At 31.2% G+C, this 17,986-nt stretch carries 12 protein-coding genes; 5 read left to right on the top strand and 7 right to left on the bottom strand.

All coding sequences use genetic code 11. The features are described 5' to 3' along the window. Positions 1-2: 2 nt before the first annotated feature. Together NAB20_RS04380 and NAB20_RS04375 are read right to left on the bottom strand one after the other, a co-directional pair. Positions 3-833 (bottom strand): succinate dehydrogenase cytochrome b subunit, encoded by an 831-nt coding sequence (locus NAB20_RS04380; protein ID WP_088393148.1) that lies wholly within the window; start codon positions 831-833, stop codon positions 3-5. Positions 834-986: 153 nt separating this feature from the next. After that, the gene (locus NAB20_RS04375; protein ID WP_105195216.1) at positions 987-3,650 is read right to left on the bottom strand and encodes a glycosyl hydrolase; all 2,664 of its coding nucleotides are present in this window, start codon (positions 3,648-3,650) and stop codon (positions 987-989) included. 88 nt (positions 3,651-3,738) lie between these two features. Here NAB20_RS04375 and NAB20_RS04370 point away from each other — a divergent pair, with 88 nt between their 5' ends. The 4 genes from NAB20_RS04370 to NAB20_RS04355 all read left to right on the top strand — a co-directional run bounded on the left by NAB20_RS04370 (position 3,739) and on the right by NAB20_RS04355 (position 7,695). Continuing rightward, on the top strand, positions 3,739-4,314 hold the full coding sequence (locus NAB20_RS04370; RefSeq protein ID WP_127823447.1) for a Crp/Fnr family transcriptional regulator: 576 nt from the start codon (positions 3,739-3,741) through the stop codon (positions 4,312-4,314). 108 nt (positions 4,315-4,422) lie between these two features. Further along, entirely contained in the window at positions 4,423-5,715 is a 1,293-nt protein-coding gene (locus tag NAB20_RS04365; protein WP_105195215.1) for an aminopeptidase P family protein, read from the top strand. A gap of 93 nt (positions 5,716-5,808) precedes the next feature. Continuing rightward, positions 5,809-6,876, top strand: coding sequence for a DUF2891 domain-containing protein (locus tag NAB20_RS04360; RefSeq protein ID WP_088391816.1), 1,068 nt, complete (start codon positions 5,809-5,811; stop codon positions 6,874-6,876). A gap of 36 nt (positions 6,877-6,912) precedes the next feature. Then, on the top strand, positions 6,913-7,695 hold the full coding sequence (locus tag NAB20_RS04355) for an alpha/beta fold hydrolase (protein WP_105195214.1): 783 nt from the start codon (positions 6,913-6,915) through the stop codon (positions 7,693-7,695). Here the strand turns inward: NAB20_RS04355 and NAB20_RS04350 are convergent. From NAB20_RS04350 to NAB20_RS04335, 4 genes are all read right to left on the bottom strand, one after another. Beyond that, a complete protein-coding gene (locus tag NAB20_RS04350) occupies positions 7,692-10,451 on the bottom strand; it encodes a PD-(D/E)XK nuclease family protein (protein WP_375605580.1) in 2,760 nt (919 codons plus the stop codon). The two genes, NAB20_RS04355 and NAB20_RS04350, sit on opposite strands and share 4 nt — an antisense overlap. 61 nt (positions 10,452-10,512) lie before the next feature. After that, entirely contained in the window at positions 10,513-11,919 is a 1,407-nt protein-coding gene (locus tag NAB20_RS04345; RefSeq protein WP_105195212.1) for an OmpA family protein, read from the bottom strand. Between the two features lie 105 nt (positions 11,920-12,024). Beyond that, positions 12,025-13,218, bottom strand: coding sequence for a glycine C-acetyltransferase (gene kbl / locus NAB20_RS04340; RefSeq protein ID WP_127823444.1), 1,194 nt, complete (start codon positions 13,216-13,218; stop codon positions 12,025-12,027). A 75-nt stretch (positions 13,219-13,293) separates the two neighbouring features. Further along, on the bottom strand, positions 13,294-16,455 hold the full coding sequence (locus NAB20_RS04335) for an exodeoxyribonuclease V subunit beta (RefSeq protein ID WP_105195211.1): 3,162 nt from the start codon (positions 16,453-16,455) through the stop codon (positions 13,294-13,296). A 175-nt stretch (positions 16,456-16,630) separates the two neighbouring features. On the opposite strand from NAB20_RS04335, the gene NAB20_RS04330 reads away from it, so the two are divergent. Further along, positions 16,631-17,236 (top strand): superoxide dismutase, encoded by a 606-nt coding sequence (locus NAB20_RS04330; protein WP_375605579.1) that lies wholly within the window; start codon positions 16,631-16,633, stop codon positions 17,234-17,236. Between the two features lie 131 nt (positions 17,237-17,367). Here the strand turns inward: NAB20_RS04330 and NAB20_RS04325 are convergent, their stop codons facing one another. Continuing rightward, a complete protein-coding gene (locus NAB20_RS04325) occupies positions 17,368-17,937 on the bottom strand; it encodes a 5-formyltetrahydrofolate cyclo-ligase (RefSeq protein ID WP_088391828.1) in 570 nt (189 codons plus the stop codon). Positions 17,938-17,986: the final 49 nt, after the last annotated feature.

Below are 17,986 nucleotides of genomic sequence, written 5' to 3'. Positions count from 1 at the left end.
GATTATTTAACAAAGTGAATATAAACTGGGATGATCGCAAACAATAAAGGAACGATGATTGCAAATAATTTCCCAAAAGTTTTGATAGCTGGCGTAAATCCGTTATTGATTCCTAATGATTGAAATGCACTTTGGAAACCATGTAACAAGTGAAATGCTAATACACCCATAGCTAATACGTATAAAATAGTTGCGATTAAGCCAAAAGATGGATTTTTAAAGAACTCAATCGTGATTTTGTGTAAATCTTTATACCCTTCCCCTACTTTGATATTGGCCATTTTATTGTAAATATCTTTACCATTCTTAATTTCCATCCCTTGTTGTTCTAACATCATTTTGTCAGCAGGGAAGAATTGTCCTGGTTGCGTACCGATAATGTAATCTGCTTTTTGCCCCATTTGCTCCACTGTAATGGTTTGTAATGGCATTTGTGAAAAGTGCATTTTAGCCCAAAAATTAACCATGTGTGTAATAATGAAAACTAAAATCAAAGTTCCTAAAACCGCCATGTTTCTTGAAGCTAAAGAGCTGCTATTTTGAGGACTACTCATAGCATAAGCTACTGGACGCGCTTTTTTGTTTTGGATTGTTAACATAATCCCATCCACAGCGTGGAATAAGATTGAAATGTAAGTTACGTACGAAAGTAATTTTACTGCTGGATTGGTAGTCATGAATAACGCATACTGATTAAACTGTAACGCATCGCCAAAGATTAACTGTAAGTTACCCGCTAAATGACCAGCCAAAAACAAGCATAAAAATAAACCTGTAAGAGCCATCCAGTATTTTTTTGCAATAGATGACTTTAGAAGTGCAGATTTTGCCATAGTATTAGATTGATTGTATAGTTTTATAAAAAATCAAGCAAAAATAAAGGAAATTAGGGGTAATTACAACCTAGTAAATGTTATTTATAATGAATATAAAAAGGAACTTTTTTAAAAAAAGGTATTTAGAGCTACGTATTCTAAACCATTCATTTACTTGGAAGTTACAATTTCCATGATCGTTTCTTCTTTTATTCCCTCTGACTCTAATACTAATTGATATTTGGAAATGGGTAAATAAAAACGATTGTTTTTTGCTTTTTCTATTTTTATTTTCGGCTCTTTTTTCCTCCAATTTTCAACTATAGATTCTGATAATTCGAAATTATAATCTACTTTGTTTAATCCTGTTACCGCTTCCATTTCTTGTAAAAAAACAGTTTGATTGGAGCTGTTTTTTAATTTTAATCTAATCTTCCTCGTTTTGTTTGAGTAAAACCAAAATTCTGTTTTAGGTTCAAAGGATTTTGCCCAAATACTCCAAGCATTTCCCCAATATTCATTTTTTATAATGGGCTTTATTGTATAAAGTACAATATCTTTTTTTAGCATTTCTGTATTTATTTGTTGTACTTTTTCCACATTTACTTTGTAAAGTGAACGTCCATGTGTTCCTACAATTAAATCATTGGCTTTTTTTTGTAAAACTAAATCATGCACGGCTACTTTAGGCATACCTGATGTAAAATCTTGCCAGGTTAATCCTTTATCTAAAGAAACATATAAACCATTGTCTGTACCCACATATAGTATATTTTCATTTTTATGATCTTCTATAATGACATTTACTGGACTATTAGGTATATTAGAAGCAATAGATTGCCATGTTTGTCCATAATCATCTGAAATGTAAATCATAGTGGTAAAAATATCGTTTCTATATCCATTTAAGGCTACATATACCCTTTCTTTTTTATGAACTGAAGCTATTATTCTTGATACCCAAAAATCTTGTGGTAAGGAATCGGATATTTTATTCCAATTAGCTCCTCCATCTTTTGATATATGTATTAAACCATCATCACTACCTGTGTAAAGTAATCCAAATTGTAGTTTACTTTCTGATAAAGTGGTAATAGTTCCAAAAGTTACATTTCCTTTTTTAGTTCCTTTTGTTAAATCGGGTGAAATAATTTCCCACGTATCACCTTGATTCATTGAACGATGTAAGAAATTGGAACCTATATATGCTATATCTTGATTATGAGAAGACAATAAAATTGGGGTTTGCCAATTAAAACGGTATGTTATTTCTTCTTTCTTAGATTTAGGAGTTATAGTAACTGATTTGTTCTTGGCTCTATCAATTCTTTGGTAATATCCGAATTGGGAACCTGTAATGACAATGTGGGGGTTTCGGTTATCAATCTGGACTTGCATTCCATCACCTCCAGATAGGAACTGATAAGGGTATTGTCCTTCTTGTTGCCAATCCAAAGAATGTGTATAATTACTGGGCCCTACCCAAACGCCGTTATCTTGTAGTCCTCCGTATACATTATAAGGTTCTTGTTCATCTACATTTACAGAGTAAAATTGACCTACTGCTTGATTATTACATTTAACCCAATTTTTGCCTGCATCGTATGAAATGTTTATTCCTCCATCATTCCCGTTTATAATATGATTAGGATTGTGTGGATTTATCCAAACTACATGATGATCTGCGTGCGTATTCTCTCCTTGTATGGATTTAAATGTCTTTCCTCCGTCTTCTGATGTTACTAAAGGTACACCTCCTATAAAAATTTTGTTTTGGTTATTTTTATCTACTGCAATATTTGCAAAATAGTAACCGTAGGTATAAAATAAATCATCTATATATTTTTGGTTTGTTTTTACCCATAACTTCCCTCCATCTTCTGTTTTATATACTTCAGCTCCTATTACATCTACTTCAAGTGGTGTTTCATTAGGATCTTTAGTTTTTAATTTTGCAATATTAGGTCGTTTGTTTTGATTGTCTAAAATGGCGTATACAATATTTTCATTGTAAGATGCTAATCCTATACGTCCTATTCCTTCATTATGAGGAAAACCACTATCATTATTAGTCACACAATTCCAAGTAGCACCTCCATCTGTACTTTTGTAAATTCCTGAAGAAATACCATTTCCTAAAAAATGCCATGCTTTTCTATCACGTTGCCAAACAGAAGCATATTGAATAGAAAAATTATTTGGTGTATAAGTCAGATCAATAGCACCTGATTCTTCATTTACAAATAAAGTTTGTTTCCATGTTTTTCCTCCATCTATTGTTTTAAAAACACCTCTTTCTTGATTTTGGGTATACAAATGTCCTAGAACACCTACTATAATTTCATCTAAATTATTGGGATTTACAATAATTTTACTAATGTGATGTGAATCTTTTAATCCTATGTTTTGCCAAGTTTTACCTCTATCAGTAGATTTCAATAAGCCTATACCTGCATAAGAAGAACGAGATGAATTAACCTCTCCTGTACCTAACCAGATAGTTCCTGAATTCCAATCAACTGCTAGTGATCCGCAATTTTGTGTAGGAGCTGAATCGGAAACGGGTTCAAATGAGTTTCCATTATTATTTGTATACCAAAGCCCTCCTGAGGCGTAGGCTACATAAAATTCTGTTGGTTTTTGGGGATTAACGGCAATATCTACAACACGACCGCTCATTATTGTTGGTCCAATATTTTGAAAAATTAGTGATTTAAACCACGATGTCTTTTCTAATTTTTCTTTTTCCTGTAATGCTTTTTGAACTTCACTATCATTAGTTTGCGCATAAATACAAGCTGATATAAATACAAAAAAGGGAGTATAAAATTTCATTTTTTTTGATTGATTGAAAGTTTGTATAAAAATAATACAATAAACCTTTATAAATTTACAACTTTAAGAAGTTTAACTTTTATAGTCTATGGTTAAAACTAATAAACTACTGAGCACAAATAATATTGATTTTTCAGATGTCATACAACAATTCCGAAGTCATTTTAAACCATTGTATTTAAAAAAAAATTCGTTTTTTGTAAAACAAAACGAAGTATGTCAATATTTTTGTTACATTAACTCAGGTATTTTACAACATGCTATAGCAATAAATAATGAAGAAAAAACAACTTATTTATCACTAAAAAACACTTTTACTGCCTCATTAAAAAGTTTTTTAACACAAACACGTTCTCGAAAACACATTAAAGCTCTTGTAAATACGGAACTGTTGGTTTTATCCTTAGAGGATTTTATAAGATTAAAACATGAGAATCCAGATTTTAATCAATTTTATTACGATTTAATCGAACGACAAAGTTGTTTGATTGATGATTATCGGATTGATTTATTGGCTTTAACGCCTGAAGAACGATATAAAAAACTTTTAGAAAATGAACCTAAATTATTAAATGAAGTTCCTTTACATTATTTAGCTTCTTTTTTAGGAATCTCAAATAGACACATGAGTAGAATAAGAAAAAACCGTTTACAATCACAATAGTACAATATTCTAATTTTACAATTCATATTGAATTTAAAAATTACGCCATTTGGCTACTTATAAATAAAAACGGTTTAAGTACTTTTGGCTATCTAAAAAAATATTCCAATGAAATACTTACCAATAAACCGAGAGCTATACATCAAAAACCGTAAAAACTTTATGGCTCAAATGAAGCCAAACGGAGTAGCTATTTTTAATTCAAATGATATTTACCCTGTAAGTGCTGATAGTACTTTACCATTTGCTCAACATCGTGATATACTTTTCTTATCGGGTGTGGATCAAGAAGAAAGTATCTTGTTATTATTTCCAGATGCCCCTTATGAACACTTAAAGGAAGTTTTGTTTTTAAGAGAAACGAATGAGCATATTGCTATTTGGGAAGGAGAAAAATTAACAAAAGAACGTGCTTTTGAAATTTCAGGTATTAAATCCGTGTATTGGCTACAAGATTTCCATAAGGTTTTAAAAGAAGCTATGATGTATGCCGATACCATGTATATCAATACAAACGAACATTATCGTGCAAGTGTTGAAACAGAAACACGTGAAGATCGTTTTATCAAATGGTGGAAAAATGAATATCCAGCACATAAGGTTGAGAAATCAAATCCTATTTTACAAAGATTGCGTTCTCTAAAAGATTCTATTGAATTAGAATTAATTCAAACTGCTTGTAATATTACAGAAAAAGGATTCCGTCGTGTATTAGGATTTGTAAAACCAGGCGTAACGGAATATGAAATTGAAGCAGAGTTTGCTCACGAGTTTTTACGAAACCGTTCTAAAGGTTTTGCTTACACACCAATTATTGCTTCGGGAACTAATGCAAATGTATTGCATTATATAGAAAACAATCAAGTTTGTAAAGATGGTGATTTATTATTATTAGATGTTGGTGCGGAATACGCTAACTATTCTTCAGACTTATCTCGTACAATTCCTGTAAATGGCCGTTTTACTGAAAGACAAAAAGCGGTGTACAATGCTGTTTTAAAAGTAAAAAATGAAGCAACTAAATTATTAGTACCTGGTGCTTTATGGAAAGAATATCATATAGAAGTGGGTAAAATAATGACTTCTGAACTATTAGGCTTAGGCTTACTAGATAAAGCAGACATACAAAATGAAAATCCAGATTGGCCTGCCTATAAAAAGTATTTTATGCACGGCACTTCGCATCACATGGGATTAGATACACATGATTATGGTTTATTACACGAACCAATGCAAGCAAATATGGTATTTACCGTTGAACCCGGAATTTATATTCCAGCGGAAGGTTTTGGTATTCGTCTAGAAGATGATGTGGTTATTCAATCATCAGGTGAACCATTCAATTTGATGAAAAATATTCCTATTGAAGTAGATGAAATTGAAAGCTTAATGAATGCTTAGTCTTTAATAAATAAACTCTTGATAAAGAGGCCCCAAATAGTCTTCACTTTTTTGGGGCTTTTATATATTTAGTAAAACAAAAAAGTAATAGAAATGAAAAAAATCGGAACTATACTGCTGCATTTAATACTCTTTTCCTTGAACGCTCAAGAAAAATTAACGCAAGATTTAGCTTTAAAGTTAAGTAAAATGCCTTTACATTGTATTAACACTGAATTTCCTAATAAAACAAATCATCTTTCTGATTCTGAAAAAGATGCCATTCTATTACCTAAAGCATTACACCCTTCCTTTTATGGTTGCTTAGACTGGCATAGCAGTGTACACGGACATTGGATGTTAATTAAACTTTTAAAAGATTTTCCAACAATTGAGAACAGAGATGAAATTATTAAAATATTAAACAATTCATTTCAAAAAGATAAAATTCAAATAGAGTCTGAATATTTTGGAAAATATACTGCTTCAAAAGGATTTGAAAGAACGTATGGTTGGGCTTGGCTCTTAAAATTAGATCTGGAATTAAGTACTTGGCACAATGATTTAGGTCAAAAATGGCATCAAGAATTACAACCTCTGACTCAAAAAGTAGTAACACTCTGGAAAGAATACTTACCCAAACAAACTTATCCAAACCGAACAGGCGTTCATCCTAATACTGCTTTTGGACTATGTTTTGCTTATGATTGGGCCCATCATAACAAGGAAACAGATTTTTTAAATTTAATCATCAAAAAAAGTAAGGATTTTTATTTAAAAAACACTCAAATTCCATCACATTTAGAACCAGATGGTTCTGATTTCTTTTCACCAAGTCTACAAGCTGCTGACTTGATGACTAGAATACTTTCTGTAAAAGAATATGAAGTTTGGTTGAAAAAATATTTAACGAAAGAAGGTATTGAAAGACTTTGTCAAACACCAACGGTGAGTGATCGAAATGATTACCAAATAGTACATCTTGATGGTCTATCCTTTAGTCGCGCATGGAATATGAAAAAAATTGCCAAAAAACTACCTAATCATAACAAGCTTAAGCTGAGGTTTAACAAAATTGCCAATCAATTCATTTATAAATCCTTAAAAGTTATTTTTGATGGTGGATATGGTGGAGAACATTGGTTAGCCTCTTTTGCAATTTATGCTCTTTCTTTAGAATAGGTTAAATTATAAGGAGTACTTTGCTACTTTTGTAACATGAATGATATTATTTACAAAAACACCAAAATTGCTTATTCTTGTGACGGCCATGGTTCTACTATAGTTTTACTTCACGGTTTTTTAGAAAATTCAAGTATGTGGGATTTTTACAAAGATGTTTTTTCTAAAGAATATCGTGTTATTTGTATTGATTTATTAGGCCATGGGCAATCTGATTGTATAGGCTATATTCATACAATGGAGGATATGGCCGAAGCTGTATGGGCTATTTTGTCTCAATTAAGTATTGACAAAGCTACTTTTATAGGGCATTCAATGGGAGGATATGTTTCTTTAGCTTTTGCTGAAAAATACCCTAACATGATGAGTGGTATCGTTTTATTAAATTCTACTGCTTACGCTGATGATCACGAACGCAAAATAAATCGCAATAGAGCTATTAAAATGGCACAACGAGAATACGCTTCATTGGTACAAATTTCTGTAGCAAATTTATTTAGTTCAGAAAATAGAGAACAACTTATTGATGAAATTAACCAAGTAAAATCCGAAGCGCTTAAAACACCTTTACAAGGTTATATAGCCTGTCAGGAAGGGATGAAGGTCAGAAAAGATCGTGTCAAAATTTTACAAACCGCATCATATCCTACATTACTTATTTTAGGCAAAAAAGATGGCATTCTTAACTACAATGAAAGTATTAAGCAATTAGAGGGCACTTCAACTGAATTAATTACTTTACCTGATGGCCACATGAGTCATATCGAAAATAAAGATGTTTTAGGTAATATTTTGATGGATTTTTTTAGTAAATGTTAAACGAGCATTTCTTCAAAAGCTAATTCTGGGTTTAATATTTCTAAAATTAATTGAATTAATTCCGTTTTAAAATTTTCTAAAATTTCAGAAGTAATATGCGTTTTTAATTCTTTTTCTACTTTAAAACCAAAAGGCATAAACCCTGCTTTCATGTTTTTAAATGATATAATTCCGACTTCCATAGGTAGTTCTTTCAATTCTTGTTGATACATCAGGGCGTAACAAAGTAATTGAATAATTTTTTCATTTTTCAAATCAGTTGTCAAACCCTCCCAAGAAGTTATTTTAAGGCTATTTGCTTCTACTTTTCCTGTTTTATAATCAACAATCCTCACCACATTATTTCGAATCTCTATTCGATCTACATTTCCAGACAGTTTTAGTATATAAGGCAGACGGGGATCTTTAATTTCAACCGACAAAGTAGTTTCTAATTTTAAAACTTTAATTGCATCACCTTGTTGCACACTTGATTTTTCTTGTTTAAGGAAGTTTGAAACATTACGTTTAGCCACTTCATAAGCTAATAAATTTTTCCCTTTTTGAACTTCTCCTTCTTTATAAACCAATTTAAATTGTTTATAAACCTCATCATCTACAAGAGATGCCATTTTTTGTATGGTCTTTTCTGTTAAATATTCATTCAAATAAGGCTTATACAGTTCTTCTAAGGTTTGATGAATAATAGTTCCTAAGGTATTTAACGCTATGTTTTCTTCTACTTCTTCACTTTCTTTGATTGATAAAACGCGTTGAAAATAGAATTGTATAGGATTTCGTATGTAAGCTGTTAGAGCAGATGGAGAAAAACCTTTAACGGAAGCAATTTCATATAATCGCTGCATTACCACTTCTGATTTATCAATTCTGATAGGTTGGTAGGCAATCGTAGGGATTTCGGGTTGCATGGTTTTAAAAACCAACTGATGTTTAGATTGTTTTTCTACTTGTAATTGTGTTATAAATCGACTTTTTTCACCTCCATCTAAACCATCATTTTCTGTATTATAAATCAAAAAGATATTTTTAGCACGTAAAAGTAAATGATAAAAGTGATAGGTATAAATAGCATCTTTTTCTTTAAATGTAGGTAATCCAATTTCTCTTTTTACATCGTATGGTATAAAACTATTAGTAGCTTTTCCAGCAGGAAATTTTCCTTCATTCATAGAAGTAATAATAACCGTTTCAAAATCTAACACACGACTTTCTAATACTCCCATTATTTGTAAACCTGACAAAGGTTCGCCTTCAAAAGAAACTTCTGCTAAATCAATTATTTGTTTATAAATGGAGTATAATGCCGCTGGTGACTGTACAAAATCATTTTTTTCACAATAGGAAATTAGTTTATTAATTACTTTATAGATAGCATATAAAAATGTTTTGGTTATTTTATCTTCTGCTGTATTATCAGAAAGACATTGTTTTATGTGCAATAATATACCTCCTAATCGTTGCGCAATAACCAATGCTTTTTCGTCCCATCTTTCAAACAATAAATTAAATAAATCGGACGGATTAGTATGAAGTACGAGCAAACGTTCCTGCGTAATAAAGGTAAGATTATTCTTTTTTATAATTTGAATTAAATCTTTTGCTTTTACAAAGCTCTCAATAATGGGGTTGGATAAAACATCTAATATATCTTTATAATAAAACACATAACTATTAGGATTTCTTTGAATGGCATTTGTATGCATTCTAAAAAGTTTGTTTAATAAAATTTGTATGGGATTATTACGAGCGGAATATCCCATTGTGATATTTAAACTTGAAACACCTTCTGGCAATGAATGCAAGGTGGGAATTAATAAATTTTCATCTCCTAGAACTAAGGCTACTTTGTTAAGTGAATTAGGATCTTCATTTAGTATATTTTGGATTATATTAGATACAATTTTAGATTGCCCGATTGATTTTGAAGAACCGATGATTTCTATCTTTTTTTTCTGAGAAAATTCATCTACTATCCAATCTAAAGGATTGCTTTTATAATGTCCCCATTGATTTTTAAATCTACGAATAAAGAGACCTGCATCATGCTGTGGATCGTTTAAGAAAACTCGGTCTATATCCCAAAGGATTTCTGCTTTATCAATGGCAACTAAATGTTGAATTATTTTTTCTTCTGCTTGATTGAGCGCATTAAAACCTGCAAAAATGATTTTTTTTGCTTTTAGTTGCTGTGCAAAAAATTCTAGATTTTGAACTGCTTCTTTGTAAATGAGTCCTTGATATCCAACTCCTTTTGAGAGGAGTGATTCATAATACATTTCATAATAATGGGGTACTTTTTCCCAGAACAAAATTTGCTTATGTATTAATTCTGTTTTTTGATGAGGTTCTAAATTCCAACGTTTGAGTACTTCTATTTCTTTTAGATAAGAAAAGACGTAATGAGGTTTGATCAAATAGCGATCAATCTCATTAAAATCTTGCAGAAGAATTTTAGCCCAATTAGAAAATTGTTCAAAATCTTGTCGTTCGTCTATTGAAGTTATTTCGAGATAGGTATCATAAAAGGCAAATAGAAGTTCAATATTATCTAAAGGACGAATACCAGCTAAATCTTGTACAAATTCTTCAATACTTATAATGATGGGTGCAAAAGCATATTGGGAAAAATGTTGCTTTATTTTATCTAATAAAAAAACGCTTGCTCTTTTATTGGGTAAAACTATTACAATATTTTCTAAATCGCTTGAATGTGTATTAAAAAGAAAAAGAGTCAGCTTATCAAGAAAAGTAATCATGGGTTAAAAATAAAAAAACGCCTCGAAAATTGAGGCGTTTTTAAATAATATTATAAAGAAATTATTTTACTAATTTCACTTCAACTCTTCTGTTTAAAGCTTTATTAGCTTTAGTAGTGTTAGGAGCTACTGGTTTAGTATCACCATAACCTTCTGAAGTTAAACGATCAGCAGCAATACCTTTAGACTCTAAGAAAGATTTAACAGCTGCAGCTCTTTCTTTAGATAATTGTAAGTTTTTATCTTTTTTACCTACGTTATCTGTATGACCTTCGATAGAGAATTTAGAACTTGGGTACTCGTTTAAGATAGCTGACATAGCTTCTAAAACTGGGTATGTTTGTTGTTGGAAACTTGCTTTACCTGTATCAAATAAGATTGTTTTAGCGTAGTCATTTAATTTTTTAACTACTTCTTCGCTTACTTCTGGACAACCATTATTAGCTACAGTACCTTTAACTGATGGACATTTATCGTCTTTATCTAAAACGGAGTCACCATCTGTATCTGGCCAAGGACAACCTGCATTATCTCTAGGACCTGCTTGGTTAGGACATTTATCTTTGTTATCCGCTACACCGTCTCCATCAGCATCTGGACAACCTTGTAAGCTAGCTAAACCTTTTACCTCTGGACAAGCATCATCTTTATCAGCAATACCATCTCCATCAGCATCTGGACAACCATTTAATTCTTTTAAACCAGCTACATCTGGACAAGCATCTTCTTTATCTTGAATACCGTCTTTATCTGTATCAGGACAACCGTTAAATTCTTTTAAACCAGCTACATCTGGACAAGCATCGTATTTATCATAGATACCGTCATTATCTGTATCTTTACCTCCGAATTGGAAAGTTAAACCTGCCATATTTTGGAATACTGAAGGAACATTAACTCTATCAGCAAAAGATTTTTTGTATGTAGTACTGAAAGAAAGACCTACTTGTTCTGTTAACCAAAAAGTTAATCCTGCTCCAGCATTTGCATTTCCTCCAGATGATTTTCCGAAGAAAGTGTATCCACCACCTAAGTGTAAAGATGGATCAAACCATTTTACTCCGATTAGGTTTTTAAAGCTATAACCAATTTTACCATCAACTCCATAGTACATTACATCTGGATTCGCAATTTGTATAGATTGGTTTCTATCAACATAGTCATATTTTGTGATTTTGTTAACAGATCCGATTACTCCAAATGACCAGTTTCCTCCTACGTTTCTAGTAACAGATAAATAAGAAACAGATGGAATAATATTTTGGTCTCTGTCAAAATGTCTAAAACCAGCAAATTTATCTAAGAATCCTTCCTTAGAATCAAAAGCTCCCTCTGGTCCAGCACTCGTTCTAGTGTCTACAGAATTCACACCGAATGATATTGCCCATGGATTATCACTGCTCTGTGCGTTAGCACCTAGACCAGCAATCATCATCATAGAAACAAAAAGTTTGTTAACATGTTTCATACTAAATTTTTATTTGATTACAATACGTTATTGTCAGCAAATGTAATAGATAGGTACTTAATTACAAAATCTATTTTAAAAAAATTGCATTCTTTAGTAATTTTTCTACAGTATTATTTTCAATTCTTTACCTACTTTAACAAAAGCATTTATGGCCATATCTAAGTGTTCTTTAGTATGTCCTGCTGATAACTGTACTCGGATACGCGCCTTGTCTTTTGGTACTACTGGATAAAAGAAACCTATTACATAAATACCTTCTTCTAACAATTTATCTGCCATCGTTTGTGACAACTTAGCATCGTATAACATAACGGGTACTATTGCTGAATCTCCATCTATAATATCAAAACCTGCTTTTTTCATTCCTTCTTTAAAATAATGCGTATTCCATTCTAATTGATCGCGCAAAGAAGTATCTTTCTCTAATAATTGAAAAACTTTTAAAGAGGCTCCTACAATTGCTGGAGATAATGAATTTGAAAATAAATAAGGTCTTGAACGTTGACGTAAAATCTCTATAATTTCTTTTTTAGCAGTTGTATAACCTCCCATAGCACCTCCTAAAGCTTTTCCTAAAGTACCTGTAATAATATCTACTCTTCCCATTACACCTTTAGCTTCTAAAGTACCTTTACCTGTTTGTCCTATAAAACCTGCAGCATGGCATTCATCTACCATAACCATTGCGTCATATTGTTCTGCTAAATCACAAATTTTATCTAAAGGTGCTACTAGCCCATCCATAGAGAAAACACCATCTGTTACAATTAGCTTAAATCTATGTCCTGCTTGGCTGGCTTTTTTTAATTGTTCTTCTAGCTCTATCATATTGTTATTTTCATAACGATAACGGGCCGCTTTACACAAACGCACTCCATCAATAATAGAAGCGTGATTTAAACTATCTGATATAATACAATCTTGTTCGCCTAATAGTGGTTCAAAAACACCTCCATTTGCATCAAAAGCAGCTGCATACAAAATAGTATCTTCTGTTCCATAAAATTTAGCAATAGCAGCTTCTAAATCTTTGTGTATATCTTGTGTTCCGCAAATAAAACGAACAGACGACATACCAAAACCATGTGTGTCTAATGCGTCTTTCGCGGCTTGTACAACTTCAGGATGTGATGATAACCCTAAATAATTATTAGCACAAAAGTTAAGCACTGTTTTACCGTTAACCTTTATTTCGGCTCCTTGTGGCGAAGTAATAATTCTTTCTTTTTTATACAATCCATTAGCTTCGATGGTTGCTAATTCTTCTTTTAAAAAATCTTTAATCTTTCCGTACATATTTTTTAAATTCAAAGTTTTAAATACAATATTGTAATCTGTTAGTATTACAAAAAAATTTCTTTTATTTTTGGTTTACAAATTTACCACTTCCACCTTTTCACCAACATAAACCAATGCTTTTTTTTCAATTTGATACCCCATTTCTATTAAAGCTTTTTCATAGTCTAGGAGTTGTTGTATATATTTTGGTTGTGGTGTTCCTGTTTTGTAATCCAATAAAAAAGCCTTATTATCTTTTATAACTATTCTATCTGGCACATGATTGGACTCGCCTTTTTTCAGGATTACTTTTTCATTATACACTACACCATTTTCAGCAAAAAAATCAGATAAATCAGGATGTTCTATTATTTCTGTTAGTGTTATTTTTATTTCATTTTCTTGTGATTTAACAATCAAGCCATTTTCAATTGCTTTAATTAGGGCTAGTTCTATATCATTTTTTGTTTTTATATAGGATAATATTTCATGTAGCGTATTACCAAATTCAATAGCCTCTAATTGTTTACTTCCCCACATCATGGCTTCTCGCTGTGCAATCTTAATGGCTTCTGTAGCAATTGTAGTGGTTACAGGAGGGATGACTTCTACTGGATTTGTTATAATGTGTGGAATGGATATTCTTTCTGAATTACCAAAATAGTATGTCTTCTCTTCTACATTGAATTCTTTCTGATTCTCTACATATTCAATAAAAAAAGAAGCTAAAGTATTGGGTAAATGGCCTTGTTTGTTCCGTTCTTTCCACGAAGAGATAATATATAATTGTTCTTCTGGTCTAGTTAAAGCAACATAAAGAACGTTGATATTATCTAACAAATCTTCTTGCATTTTTTCTTGATACACCTCAGAAGCTTCCGAACCATAGTTTGTGACTTTACTAGATTTATCTATTAGAAATTTCTCAATTTCTTTTGTTTCTTCGGGTGCATCTAACCACATTTTTTCGCGTTTGTTCCTACTATAGTTTTCATCTGCAAAAGGAAAAATGACAACAGGAAATTCGAGACCTTTTGATTTATGTATCGTCATAATACGAATTGCATTAGCTCCTTCTGACGTAGGTACACTTAATTTATGACCATTCTTTTCCCAATAATCAAGAAAATCAGGTATTGAAAATTGATTTTTTACATCTTTTTCTAATATAACATCTAAAAAATATTGCACATAGGCATTATTTTTTTCCACAGGAATACCATTTAAAATCAAATGTTCTACAAGTTCGTATAATGATTTACGACGTATATTTTGAAAATCAATTGTTATTTGAAAATCCATTAACCATTTTTGTAATGTTTCTTCATTTAACTTGTTTATCCCTTCTGCTATAAAATCATGAATGGGCAGTACGGTATTAAATTCTATTGCTAAATAGTACAATGCGGATGCTAATGCTTCTCGATCTTTTGTATTAGTCAGATAACGCATCATATTTAGCAAAAACTGGACTTCAGAGGCGGTTTCTAACAACAAACTTTCGGAAGATATAACAGGTATATCTTGCTGCGTTAAATAGTTAGCTAATAAGACTCCTTTACTATTACTTCTAACTAAAATAACCATTTCATTGTATGAATATCCTTTTTGTTGAATTTCTAAAATACTCTGCCTTGTTTTTTTTAGATATAAATCATCCTGTGAGATTTCATCTTCATCATTATCTAAGTTTACATTGCTTCCTTTTGGCAAAAAATGAATATTAACAAAACCTCCTTTTTTATTCTTTACTTTCTGAAAACTTTTATTTTCATACAAATCTTTATAAGATGCTTCTTCAAACTTAGATGACAGCTGTTTAAAAAAGGCATTATTAAAATGAATGATGTTTTCGCAACTTCTATAATTAGTATCTAGGTCTATTACTTTTTTATCTTTATTACTAAAAGGATTGGCTTGATTAGCTAAGCGAATAAATTGCTCTGCTTTTCCACCTCTCCAACGATAAATAGACTGTTTAGGATCACCCACTAAGAGCAATGATCCTCGTACTCCTTGCAAATCTTCGCTTGAAAGTGCATTATCTATTAAGGGAATTAAATTTTGCCACTGCATTTCTGATGTATCTTGAAATTCATCTATAAAAAAATGCTTGTATTTTTCGCCTAAACGTTCGTATATAAAGGGTGCTGGTTGATTTTGAATTTGTTCGTTAATTAATTTATTAAACTCTGCAATAGATAAAATTTGTTGATCTTCTTGTATATTTTTTAATTGATTACTAACCGTATTTAGCAATGATAAAGGTGTAATATTTTTCAGAAAAGCATCATACAAATCTTTTTTTTGAAGTTGATTATAAATCCCTTCTAAAACACTCAATAGTTCTGGAACACAAGATTCTATAAGTGTTTTATCTTTGGCTGATTTATTAATTCTTACATCATCCAATTCATGATATGTTTTATTATTTGGATTAAAATTGCCTTCTGCAATGCCTTGTATATGTTTTGGAAAATGTCCTGCTGAAAATGATTTCAAATCAATTCCTTTACTTTCCATCCACTCTAACAATAAAACCGCTTCATTCTTTGTTTCTTGAAGTATTAATTCACATTGCTCCAACAAACGGTTTCGTAATAACACAAAATCTTGAATAGATTTATCTTTTAGTAATGCTATTTCTTCACGATTATTTTCATTCGTAATTAATTTTCCTGTATTAAAAATTTCATTGGATACGTCCCAAGATTTATCATCATCTGTCTTTTCCATTGTAAAATCAACCAATAGCTTGGTTAACTCAGGATCATTACCTGCTTGTGCTACAATAGCATCTACTGCTTCTTGAAGTAAATTATCCGTATCTAGAGACACCTCAAAAGTTATAGGCAAGTTCAAATCAATTGCAAAGGAGCGAATAACTTTATGGGTAAATTTATCAATAGTTGAAATATCAAAAGCAGCATAGTTATGAATTAGATTTTTAATAATTGACTGCGCTTTTGTTGTAATTTGGTTCAGACTTAATCCTGTGTCAACCGCTATGTCTTGCATTAAATCAAGTGTCTTAGCTGCTGGATTATCACTTGTAAAGTCAAAAAGACTGCTTACAATTCTGCTTTTCATTTCATGAACCGCTTTATTGGTAAATGTTATAGCTAGAATATTTCGATACGCATCCTCTTTTGAGGATAATAAAATAATTTTCAAATATTCTTTAACTAGAGTATACGTTTTACCTGCTCCTGCTGATGCGTTATAAATGGTGAAAGCGGAATTTTGTTTAGTCATTAAAAAAAAATTAGAAGAATATTTTATCTATTTTAAAATTTTACAAGTATATAAAGTAATAAAAAACAAGGGGTTCATTAATCTTTATAGAGAAATAAATTATAACTATTTCTTTATCCAAAGTTAATTGATTAATTTTGAAATCAAATTTATTAATTACTAAAACAATAATATTATGGCATTTGAATTACCGCAATTACCTTACGCGTATGATGCGTTAGAACCTCATATTGATGCGAGAACTATGGAAATCCACCATACAAAACACCATAATGCTTACACAACTAATTTAAATGCCGCTGTTGCAGGTACTGAATTAGAAGGTAAGTCAATAGAAGAAATACTAAAAAATTTAGATATGACAAAAGCTGCTATCCGTAATAATGGAGGTGGTTTTTATAATCACAACTTATTCTGGACTGTGATGTCTCCAAATGGTGGTGGAGAGCCTACAGGTGAATTGGCTGAGGCCATTAATTCAGCTTTTGGAAGTTTTGCCGCTTTTAAAGAAGCTTTTACAAAAGCAGGTGCTACACAGTTTGGTTCTGGATGGGCTTGGTTGTGTGTAAAAGAGGGACAATTAGAGGTTTGCGCAACAGCTAATCAAGATAACACGCTAATGCCTGGTATAGGTTGTGGTGGCACACCTATTTTAGGAATGGATGTTTGGGAACATGCTTATTACCTAAACTACCAAAACCGTCGTCCAGATTATATGGAGGCTTTCTTTAATGTTATTAATTGGGAAGAAGTAACTAGACGTTATAACGAAGCAAAATAAAAGAGGCTGTCTAGAAAGACGCTAATCCTATCATTTTCGACCAAAGGGAAAAATTATTCTGATAATAAGTATTTCCTCTTGGTCGAATTAACAAAATAATCACTAACGTATGTATTACAATTTAAATAGTACTATTTGAATTGTATAATACCAAAAGGAGTTATGCAATAATCTAAAACAATATCAGAAGCACTAATATCCGATACCAACTCCTCTTCAGGATCAAAATAAGAAAGTCCTATTTTTATCGTGTCAGGCTTACAACCTGATAAAAATTGATCATAAAATCCTTTCCCATAACCTACACGGTTGCCTTTTTTATCATACGCTAATAAAGGGACAAAAACTACATTTATTTTAGAAACAGGAACCTCTATACCCTCTATTGGCTCTGGAATACCATAACTATTAATTTGAAAGTGTGTATTATCGGTTAAGAGATAATGTATCATTTCTCTCGTGTTAAAATTAGATTTAGAAACGATTACTTCTTTATCTCTACCGGATAAAATTTGAAGAATAAATTCAGTATTAATTTCTTTTTGTTTTTCTATAGGCAAAAAAAGATGAAAATACGTCTTGTCCCAAATAGGCAAATCCAAACAATGATTCGCTATATTCAAGCTATCATTCATAATTTCATCAAAAGTAAGTGCTTTACGCAATGTTTTATATTTTTCTCTAAGGTCTTTTTTATTCATAAGACAAATGTAAAAGAAAATAAATTAAATTTGTTTGTTTTTCACGTAC

Origin of the sequence: Flavobacterium davisii, assembly GCF_042182265.1 — a bacterium.
Taxonomy (GTDB): domain Bacteria; phylum Bacteroidota; class Bacteroidia; order Flavobacteriales; family Flavobacteriaceae; genus Flavobacterium; species Flavobacterium davisii.
The sequence above is the reverse complement of the archived record's forward strand: the minus strand, read 5'-3'. Positions and strand labels throughout refer to the sequence as shown.

Bases quoted from the DNA above. Each gene is read 5' to 3' on its own strand.
- kbl (WP_127823444.1), bottom strand. From the start codon at position 13,218: ATGTACGGAAAGATTAAAGATTTTTTAAAAGAAGAATTAGCAACCATC.
- NAB20_RS04350 (WP_375605580.1), bottom strand. From the start codon at position 10,451: ATGATTACTTTTCTTGATAAGCTGACTCTTTTTCTTTTTAATACACAT.
- NAB20_RS04375 (WP_105195216.1), bottom strand. From the start codon at position 3,650: ATGAAATTTTATACTCCCTTTTTTGTATTTATATCAGCTTGTATTTAT.
- NAB20_RS04335 (WP_105195211.1), bottom strand. From the start codon at position 16,455: ATGACTAAACAAAATTCCGCTTTCACCATTTATAACGCATCAGCAGGA.
- NAB20_RS04380 (WP_088393148.1), bottom strand. From the start codon at position 833: ATGGCAAAATCTGCACTTCTAAAGTCATCTATTGCAAAAAAATACTGG.
- NAB20_RS04365 (WP_105195215.1), top strand. From the start codon at position 4,423: ATGAAATACTTACCAATAAACCGAGAGCTATACATCAAAAACCGTAAA.
- NAB20_RS04330 (WP_375605579.1), top strand. From the start codon at position 16,631: ATGGCATTTGAATTACCGCAATTACCTTACGCGTATGATGCGTTAGAA.
- NAB20_RS04355 (WP_105195214.1), top strand. From the start codon at position 6,913: ATGAATGATATTATTTACAAAAACACCAAAATTGCTTATTCTTGTGAC.
- NAB20_RS04360 (WP_088391816.1), top strand. From the start codon at position 5,809: ATGAAAAAAATCGGAACTATACTGCTGCATTTAATACTCTTTTCCTTG.
- NAB20_RS04325 (WP_088391828.1), bottom strand. From the start codon at position 17,937: ATGAATAAAAAAGACCTTAGAGAAAAATATAAAACATTGCGTAAAGCA.
- NAB20_RS04345 (WP_105195212.1), bottom strand. From the start codon at position 11,919: ATGAAACATGTTAACAAACTTTTTGTTTCTATGATGATGATTGCTGGT.
- NAB20_RS04370 (WP_127823447.1), top strand. From the start codon at position 3,739: ATGGTTAAAACTAATAAACTACTGAGCACAAATAATATTGATTTTTCA.